The organism is Motiliproteus sediminis (assembly GCF_017912535.1).
GTDB lineage: Bacteria > Pseudomonadota > Gammaproteobacteria > Pseudomonadales > Balneatricaceae > Motiliproteus > Motiliproteus sediminis.
Genome location: NZ_JAERQK010000018.1, coordinates 1 through 9,009, shown reverse-complemented (window position 1 = coordinate 9,009; position 9,009 = coordinate 1). Strand labels below are relative to the sequence as shown.

Here is a 9,009-nt window from a genome sequence, read left to right as displayed (position 1 = left end):
CGCGCTTCAGCCCTTTGCTCGGGTGTGAACCTACGCCCACCACCTCGATCCGACCGTCGACGTCCACTTCCGCCACCAGCGCCACCACCTTGCTGGTGCCGATGTCCAAAGCCACGATCATGTTGTTCAACCCAGATTCACCCATAGTTATCCAATTAAACCGCCAAACTCGTCACGGGGATTGGGGACGAACAATGCAAAATAAAGTCCAAGTTTTTATCTTCGACAACCAATTGTTTTCTAGTCAGCGGCGGCAATCCTTTTTACCAAACGCTTGCCGCTGAGTTCAAATATCGGCAAATCCTTGCCGCCCTTAACGGCAATATTTAAATTTACTTAAGATAAAAAAAGGAAAAGGGCGCTTTAGCGCCCTTTTCCTTTTTGCCAGTGATCAAAAATCAATCATAACGAAGGTGGATTATTTGCACTCACTATTTCACAGGTCTCATCACCCGGGTTTCTGAATCTGTGCGGCAAACTACTATCAAAAAAGTACGCTTCGCCTGCTTTAAGCACCCGCACGTCACCGTCTACGGTCAATTCAATTTCACCGCGGATAACGACTCCGCCTTCCTGGCCTTCATGCGTAAGCATTTCCGCCCCAGTGTCAGAACCCGCAGGATAAGACTCGCTCAACACCGACAGGGTCCGGTTAGGATAGTTATGCCCAACCAGGCGCAGACTGATCTCACCATGTCCAAGATCAGGTAATTCATCTGCGGAATAAAAAACCTGTTTTTTCTCGGGTACGTTCAGGGCAAAGAATTCCTGCAACTGCATGGGTATTCCGTCCAGCACCTTTTTTAGTGAGCTGACGGAGGGGCTGACGCGGTTTTGTTCGATCAGTGAAATAGTGCTGTTGGTCACCCCTGCCCGCTTGGCCAATTCACGCTGAGACAGATTCTTTTGCAAGCGAACCTCTTTAAGCCGTGCACCCACGTCGACGCTCATTACCCACCTCTTGTTTATCTACTTATTGTGCGAAGTTTAAACAGAAACTTCGGGAGCACTCCACGCAGGTTTAGCGCCCATCGCTTCGCCCGGAGCCCTTAATAGCCGGTTAGGCAGCAGCGCTCGGCGGCTCAATAAACCACAGGGGAAGACGCGGTATAGATTACCCTGTCGCACAATAGTTGACCAGCGACATAAGTCGATAGTCCGGTGGAAGTAAAAAGCCGACGAGCGATGAACGGCCCGCCGGAATGAAGGAATCAGTCCAGAAATGCGACCGAGAAGGGCCCCAGCGGCACAACCCCGGTCGGGTTTATATCTCGAATGGAGTAATAGCCTTGTTTTATAGCGTCGATATCCACGGTCTCCGCCATACCGGGCAAGCGATACAGATGGCGCAGATAACGGGACAGGTTGGGGTAATCCGCGATCCTGCGCAAATTGCATTTGAAGGCACCGTGATAAGCCACATCAAAGCGCACCAGAGTGACAAAAATCCGGATATCGAGGGCAGTTAGCTGCTCCCCCAGCAGATAGCTCCGGCCTGACAGCCGCTGCTCCAGTTCGTCGAGCGCGCAGAAAACATCCTTGACCGCTCGCTCATAGGCGACTTGCGTCGTGGCAAATCCCGCCCGATAAACGCCGTTATTGAGCTGCTCGTAATAATGTTTGCTGAGTCGTTCCTGCTCATCCGCCAGCATCGACGGAAACAGCTCAAGATCACGAGTGGCCAACGGCCGAAACTGGTCATTCAGCATCCGGATAATGTCAGCCGACTCATTATTAACGATGCAGCGCTGCTTTTTATCCCACAGCACCGGCACCGTAGCGCGACCGGTGTAATGGGGATCTGAGTGGGTGTAGATCTCATGCATGAAGGCAGCGCCAAGGAAGGGGTCAGACAGTTCGCCCTGATCCTCGAATGCCCAGCCCTGATCGGTTAGGGCCGGCTTGGCACGCGATACGCTGATCACAGTCTCCAAGCCCAAAAGCGCCCGCACCGCCAGAGTTCGACATGCCCAGGGGCAGATCATGCACACATACAGATGGTATCGCTCGGCTTCCAGTGGAAAGCGCTCGTCGTCGCCGACCCAGTGACGAAACTGCGACGGCTGGCGCACGAAGCCGCCCTCGGCATCTTTGCCTTGTACGGCCTTGAACCGCCCTACCCACTTACCTTCGACCAACATGCACTTATCTCCGGTTTAATACATCGGTTCCTGAGGCCACACCAACCATGCGCCAGCGCCCGCTGCAGCCCCACCGGCCAACAGCAGCAATATCACCGCCGCCCAACGATTAGCCAGACCACTTAACCGCAGCAACAAACCGGTAACCAGCATCGCGCCCAACGGCAGCAGCAACGCCCGCAGGTCGGTGTTGGCATAGCTATGGGCTGCACTGTAAAGCAGCGTTACGACACCGGCAGGGAGCAGCACAGGTAGCGGCAAGTTAGACAGCAGCCGGGATGCTAACCAGCTTGCCCCGAGCAATGTCGCAACGACACCGCCCAACTGTGCCAGCAGCAAGCTACCATCCAAGGCAATCAGTGGAGCAACCAGCGCCGCGGATGCCGGCCAGATAACCCAAAAATCACCCTCGTCGTCACTATTTGCCAGCGTATAGGCAAGGAATGCCAGCAACAGGATCACGCCCACCAACACGCACCCGGTCAGCCAGCCTCCACGCGCCAGAATCGGCCATAACAACCAACCAACCAACCCTGCAACAGCAGAGACCGAGATCACCCTGCGCCAACCATAACGCAGGGTAACCCACTCAGAGGCCAGCAATAACCAGGGAGATATCGCCAACACATCCATCGCCTGCTGCGGCGGTATGCCCCAGCGCCCACGCATCCAGCCTGCAGCGCCCCAAAAGCCGACAGCCAACAGCAAACTGAGACCGACAAAAGCACTCAGCGCTCGATCCTTTCGTTGCAACAACACAGCCACCCCAATGCCCAGCAATGCCGCCAATAAGGGGAAACCGACGGTTTGCAAAGCCATTAGCGTGGTCGCGTCTGCCGCTGACTGTCCGTACATAGGTAAAGCTCCGGCCCGAGTTACTGACGAATACCTTCGATGAAGAGGGTAATTTCAGTTGCATCGGTCACGCCGGGAATAAAGTAGCTGACACCGAAATCGGAACGGTTAATGGTGGTGGAGGCTACGAAACCGTTACGGTAGCCACCCCAGGGGTCCTTGCCCTCGCCCACTTTTTCCACCTCAAAGCTCACCTCTTTGGTAACACCGTGCAGCGTCAGGTCGCCGGTGATTACACCCTTGGCATCATTACCTTGGTAACTGCTGCTCTTGAAGGTCAAGGTCGGAAACTGGTTCACATCAAGAAAGTCAGGGCTGCGCAGGTGGTCATCGCGCTTGGTGTGATTGGTGTCGATGCTAGCCGCCTGAATAGTCAGCTCAACGCTATTCGCCGCAGGATTGTCAGCATCGATCTGGTAGCTACCCTCCAGCTCATTGAAGCGCCCTACGGTGCGGCTGACACCCAAGTGGCCGATAATGAACTGGGCGGTGGTGTGAGCTGCATCGACCTTGTAGGTCACAGGAGCGGCGGACGCGGACAGAGGCAATAGCGTTGCTGCGGAGAAGCTGGCGCCAACCAGCAGGGTTTTGACAGCATTCATGGTGCAATACCTTTTCAATAGATGATTGGAACTGACACCACGTTAACAATTTACTTATTCGAAATTAATGCTACATTTAATCAAAAAATTATTAGGCAAGAGTAAATAAATGGACAAGCTAACCAGCATGCGCGTTTTCTGCCGCGTCGTGGCGCGGGAAAACTTCTCCCAGGCCGCCAGAGACCTGCATATTTCGCCCGCGATGGTCACCAAGCATATCGCCGCGCTGGAAGAACAGCTCAACGTGCGCTTGCTTAACCGCACCACCCGTACCGTGAGCACCACCGAGGCGGGCGAACGCTACTACCATATATGCCGCAATATGCTGGCCGACCTGGAAGACGCCGAATCCTCGCTGGCGGAACTGGGATCACGCCCCGCCGGTACGCTCAAACTGACCGCTCCGGTAGACTTCGGCGTACTCTGTCTGGCACCCGCCATCGCTCGTTATCTGGCGCTTTACCCGGAAGTCAAAATCGACATCAGTTATCAGGACAAGCGGGTCAATCTGGTTGAGGAAGGGTTTGATATGGCGATTCGGATCGGCACCTTGGCCGATTCCAGCCTGGTTGCCCAACGCATCATGCCGCAGCGGATGTTCTGCTGCGCCGCACCAGCCTATATCGAGCAGCACGGGGCTCCAAAGCTACCGGCCGAGCTGCGCCAGCACAGTTGTCTGACCTACACCTACTCGTCCACCAACAATGAATGGCAATTCCGACGCGAGGGAGACAATCAGGCAGTCCGCGTCAGCGGCCGACTCAACGCCAACAACGGCCGTGCCATCGTTGCGGCGGCGGTCGAGGGGGTCGGCATCATCATGAAACCCGAATTCATGCTGCGCGAGTCTCTGGATAACGGCCAACTGGTAAAGATTCTGGAGGGCTGGGAGATACCAAGCAGCAATGTCTACGCCGTCTACCCCCATCGCCAGTATCTGCCGGCCAAAATGAGCAGCTTTATCGGCTTCCTCAAGGAATATTTTGGTGAAGACGCCTGACTCAGGCGTCTTCCTTAATGGTTTCAGCTGCGGAATCCCGGTCGCTGGCATCCAGCACCGAATCGGACAGTTTCTTGCGCGCCTGAACCCCCAACGCGGTCAGCCCCTGCACCCGATTAACCAGACTGCCGCGCCCACTTGTCAGCCGTTTATGGCTCGTGTCGTAGGCGCGCTGAGCGGCATCCAGATGGCGCCCTATCTCCTCCAACGCGTCCACAAAGCCAACAAACTTGTCGTACAGTTCTCCCCCCTGACGGGCGATCTCCAGCGCGTGACGGTTCTGTTTTTCGTTGCGCCAGATATGGTGGATGGTGCGCAGCGTTACCAGCAAGGTTGAGGGGCTAACCAGCAGGATATTCTGGCTGAAAGCCTCGGCGAACAGTTGCCGATCCTGCTCGATGGCCAGCATGAACGCCGACTCTATCGGAACAAACAGCAGTACGAAATCGAGGCTGCGCACCCCGTCGAGGTCGGCGTAGGACTTGCTGCTCAACCCCTTGATATGCCGACGTACCGACTGCAGATGATCCCGTAACGCGGCGTTGGCGTCGGCATCATTGTCGGCGCATGCGTAACGCTCATACGCCACCAGCGTCACCTTGGCATCGATGATTACATCTTTGCCTTCCGGTAAGTGAACGATTACATCAGGCTGAAAACGGGCACCGCTGGCATCCCTGGCGCTGGCCTGGACCTCATATTCATGCCCTCGCCGCAGCCCCGACTCGGCCAGTACCCGCTCAAGGATCACTTCGCCCCAGTTGCCCTGAGTCTTGTTTTCGCCCTTGAGCGCGTTGGTCAGATTGACGGCATCCTGGCTCATACGCAGATTAAGCTGCTTCAGTTGCTCCACCTGCTCCTGCAAACCACGGCGATCTTTCGCCTCTTTATCGTAGACATCGTCGACCCGACGGCGAAACTCACCCAACTGCTCCCGCAAGGGGCGCAGCAGGCCGTCCATCTTTTCCTGCTGCTGGGCACCAAATCGCTGTGATGTATCGTCAAGCACTCGCTGCGCCAGCTGCTGAAACTCCACCTGCATCCGCGCCCGCGCCTGTTCCAGCAGCGCCAGCTTTTCGGCTTGCTTGTCTCGCTCCTCTTCCAACCGAGTCTGAGCGGCTCGCAACTCGGCCTGCAAGTTACCGTTAGCCGCCTGCAACGCCCGCACTTCAGCGTCACTCTCGTCCAGCTGCTGATCCAGCCGCGCGGCCAGGGTCAGGCGTTCCTGTAAGCGACTGATCTCAACCTTGAGCCCCAGCTCCCTTTCAACCGCTGCGGCGGTGGCGGCACGACCTTGCAGTAGCGCAACCAGCAGGGTGACCAGCCCGCCCGCAACAACGCCGGCGCCCAACCACAGCAACTCGGTGACCAACGGCAAAGCTACCAGCCCAGCCACAGCAGCAGCGCCGATGCGACTGATGCGGTACCACAGAACAGTACACCCTTCACATCGCCCAGCAACCGCTCAAGGATGAGTACATGGATCACAGGAAAGGTAACGAACAGGCAGGCAACGGGAATCCACCAGGTCAGGTGGGTGATACCGAACCACATTGCCGCCACCAACAGCAGCGCAAACAGATTCCCAAGCAGCAGCAGGTTGCGCGCGCTGGCGGTGGTTTGCAGCCAGCCGGGGCGCTCTTCCGCCGGACGTTTCAACAGTTTACTCGTCGAAATCGCCGCACTCATGGAAAAGGTTCCACTCAGCAAAAACACCAGCATCGGTTCCACGTACCCACCCTCAGAACAGTAAATTGAAGTCGCTCGCATTGTACGGAATTTGTGACCTGCTGGCACCCGCGATGCCGTCACCGAGCAAGCAGACGGAACCCTCACCACGGAGGCTGTCACACAGACACAGCCTGGCGCCGTGCAGCTGTTCAAAAAATGCACGCAAGCACTGGCAAAAAAATCTGGCTTGGTTATGATGCGCTTTCGGATGCATCGATTTATTTCCGTTAAATCAGCTTGTTAAATGTCACTTTCGCAGATGCTGATTTGAGTCGGATAACAATAACAACAGCGGCGAAGTATCGGAGGGGAGTGTACGTGGCGTTGAACTATTTGGCTGACCAGTCGGGTCCACGCTATCGCGGGTTAAACCTGCTTGGCCTTGCCACCTGTATCGGCTCCATCATATTTGCCGTAGTTTATCTTCAAGGCGAGCTGGGCCTGGACCCCTGTCCACTGTGCATGGCATCGCGGCTGGTGATTATGGCCATGGCTGTCGTATTCCTGCTCGCCTGGGTCCACAACCCGCGCCAGTTGGGGCAGCGCGTTTACGCCACATTTAACTTCCTTTTAGGGATCGGCGGTGTACTGCTCAGCGCTCGCCACATCTGGCTGCAAAGCCTGCCACCAAGCGAAGTGCCGGAATGCGGGCCCGGACTGGAATATCTGCTGCAAAACTTTCCACTGCAAGACGCGTTCTCAATTATTCTGAACGGTTCCGGCGAATGTGCCGAAATCCAATGGTCCCTGCTGGGACTCACGATCCCGCAGCAAACCCTGCTGCTCTTTATCGCGCTGATGGTGTTGACGGTACTGCAGTTTCGCAAAAAAAAGCGCAACTACTTCGCCTGACAGCTGAAATTCCCTTTCTGAAACTTTTTTCGCTTTTGGGAAACAGAGACGCTATTTCATTGGCCCAGAAGCGGTTAAAATAACCGTTTTTTGCGCGTCCTTCGCACGCCGACCACCCATTACCAACTTCAGGGTCCGCCGATGACAACCTCTCTGTCTCTGAGCCAGCTTGCCAACCACGATGAATTCCTGCAGCGCCATCTAGGGCCAGACCAGCAGCAGACAGCGCAGATGCTCGATGCACTCGGGGCCGACTCCCTCGACCAGCTCACCGCCACCACCCTGCCAGCGTCGATCCAACTGCAGCAGCCCCTGGCGTTGAGCGCCCCCCAAGGTGAAGCGGAAGTCCTGAACCGGCTAAAAGCCCTGGCCGGGCAGAATCAGGTCAACCGCTCCCATCTGGGTCTCGGTTACTACGGCACCATCACCCCCAACGTTATCCTGCGCAACGTGCTGGAAAATCCCGGCTGGTACACCGCCTATACCCCCTATCAGCCCGAGATTTCCCAGGGGCGACTGGAAGCGCTGCTGAACTTCCAGCAGATGGTAACGGACCTGACTGGCATGGAGCTGGCCAACGCATCCTTGCTGGACGAAGCCACTGCCGCCGCCGAGGCGATGACCCTGTGCAAGCGTTCCAACCGCAAGAAAAGCAACCTGTTCTTTATCGCCGATGACGTCTTCCCGCAAACCATCGACGTAGTAGTGACCCGAGCCGAATACTTTGGCTTCGAGACCGTGATCGCGCCGGCCGACGAACTGGATCAACACGACGTGTTTGGCGTACTGCTTCAGTATCCGGGTGCCAGCGGCGTGGTGCGCGATCTGGAACCGCTGATTGCCAAAGCCAAAGATCAGCAAGCGCTCTCCTGCGTCGCCACCGACCTGCTGGCACTGGTAGCGATGAAGTCACCGGGCGAGATGGGGGCCGACGTGGTGTTCGGTTCCGCCCAGCGTTTTGGTGTACCGATGGGCTTTGGCGGTCCGCACGCGGCATTCTTTGCCACTCAGGACAAGCTTAAGCGCTCCGCACCGGGCCGTATCATCGGCGTCAGTATCGACAGTCGCGGCAACACCGCGCTGCGGATGGCGATGCAAACCCGCGAGCAGCATATCCGCCGCGAAAAGGCGACCTCCAACATCTGTACCGCCCAAGCACTGCTGGCCAACATGGCCTCTTTCTATGCCGTCTACCACGGTCCCGAAGGCCTCAAGCGGATCGCCGAGCGGGTCGCCCGTCTGGCTGCAACCCTGGGCAGCGGCCTGATCAGCAAAGGCCTATCACTACGCTACGACAACTACTTCGATACTCTGGTGGTGGAAGCCGGCGAGCAGCAGGCGGCCATTTACCAGCGTGCTCTGGATGCCGGGGTCAACCTGCGCCAGGTGGGTGATGACGCGCTGGCTATCAGCCTCGACGAAACGACCACCACGACCCATGTCGCGGAGCTGTGGACCCTGATCCTGGGAGAGGGTCATGGTCTCGACGTCGATGAGGTGGATAGCGGCAATAGCGCCATTCCGGCCGACCTGCGCCGTACCAGCGCTTTCCTGACTCACCCGGTGTTCAACAGCTACCACTCCGAGACCGAGATGCTGCGCTACATGAAGCGGCTGGAGAACAAGGACTTCAGTCTGGCCCACGGCATGATTCCACTCGGCTCCTGCACCATGAAGCTCAACGCCACCGCCGAGATGATCCCGGTGACCTGGCCCGAGTTCGCCCATATCCACCCCTTCGCTCCGCGCGAGCAGGTGGGCGGCTACCTGCAGCTGATCGACGAGCTGGAAGCGATGCTGGTGGAGATCACCGGTTACGACAACGTCT

General features: G+C 57.0%; 9 protein-coding genes and 1 pseudogene. 3 read left to right on the top strand and 7 right to left on the bottom strand.

Features of this window, described 5'->3' with window-relative positions; translation table 11 throughout:
• The 5 genes and pseudogenes from JJQ76_RS17750 to JJQ76_RS17730 all read right to left on the bottom strand — a co-directional run.
• A pseudogene (locus JJQ76_RS17750) lies at positions 1-145 on the bottom strand (cell division protein FtsA); the annotation flags it as partial.
• A gap of 257 nt (positions 146-402) precedes the next feature.
• Positions 403-951, bottom strand: a complete 549-nt coding sequence (locus tag JJQ76_RS17745) for a cupin domain-containing protein (protein WP_210398303.1) — start codon at positions 949-951, stop codon at positions 403-405.
• Positions 952-1,211: 260 nt separating this feature from the next.
• On the bottom strand, positions 1,212-2,141 hold the full coding sequence (locus tag JJQ76_RS17740; protein ID WP_210398302.1) for a glutathione S-transferase family protein: 930 nt from the start codon (positions 2,139-2,141) through the stop codon (positions 1,212-1,214).
• A gap of 15 nt (positions 2,142-2,156) precedes the next feature.
• Positions 2,157-2,996 carry a hypothetical protein gene (locus JJQ76_RS17735; RefSeq protein WP_210398301.1) on the bottom strand — a complete coding sequence of 280 codons (840 nt, stop codon included), beginning with the start codon at positions 2,994-2,996 and terminating at the stop codon, positions 2,157-2,159.
• 20 nt (positions 2,997-3,016) lie between these two features.
• Positions 3,017-3,598 (bottom strand): YceI family protein, encoded by a 582-nt coding sequence (locus JJQ76_RS17730; RefSeq protein ID WP_210398300.1) that lies wholly within the window; start codon positions 3,596-3,598, stop codon positions 3,017-3,019.
• 109 nt (positions 3,599-3,707) lie between these two features.
• Between JJQ76_RS17730 and JJQ76_RS17725 the strand changes: the two genes are divergently transcribed.
• Complete coding sequence (locus JJQ76_RS17725) at positions 3,708-4,598, top strand: LysR family transcriptional regulator (protein ID WP_210398299.1); 891 nt, start codon at positions 3,708-3,710, stop codon at positions 4,596-4,598.
• A 1-nt stretch (position 4,599) separates the two neighbouring features.
• Here the strand turns inward: JJQ76_RS17725 and JJQ76_RS17720 are convergent, their stop codons facing one another.
• Positions 4,600-5,994, bottom strand: a complete 1,395-nt coding sequence (locus tag JJQ76_RS17720; protein ID WP_343232556.1) for a DNA recombination protein RmuC — start codon at positions 5,992-5,994, stop codon at positions 4,600-4,602.
• A complete protein-coding gene (locus JJQ76_RS17715) occupies positions 5,979-6,329 on the bottom strand; it encodes a hypothetical protein (RefSeq protein WP_210398298.1) in 351 nt (116 codons plus the stop codon). Before JJQ76_RS17715 ends, JJQ76_RS17720 begins: the two co-directional genes overlap by 16 nt.
• A 318-nt stretch (positions 6,330-6,647) precedes the next feature.
• Here JJQ76_RS17715 and JJQ76_RS17710 point away from each other — a divergent pair, with 318 nt between their 5' ends.
• Both JJQ76_RS17710 and JJQ76_RS17705 read left to right on the top strand, forming a co-directional pair.
• The gene (locus tag JJQ76_RS17710; protein WP_210398297.1) at positions 6,648-7,181 is read left to right on the top strand and encodes a disulfide bond formation protein B; all 534 of its coding nucleotides are present in this window, start codon (positions 6,648-6,650) and stop codon (positions 7,179-7,181) included.
• A gap of 141 nt (positions 7,182-7,322) precedes the next feature.
• Positions 7,323-9,009 (top strand): aminomethyl-transferring glycine dehydrogenase (locus JJQ76_RS17705; RefSeq protein WP_210398296.1); only part of this gene is annotated, 1,687 nt, incomplete at its 3' end.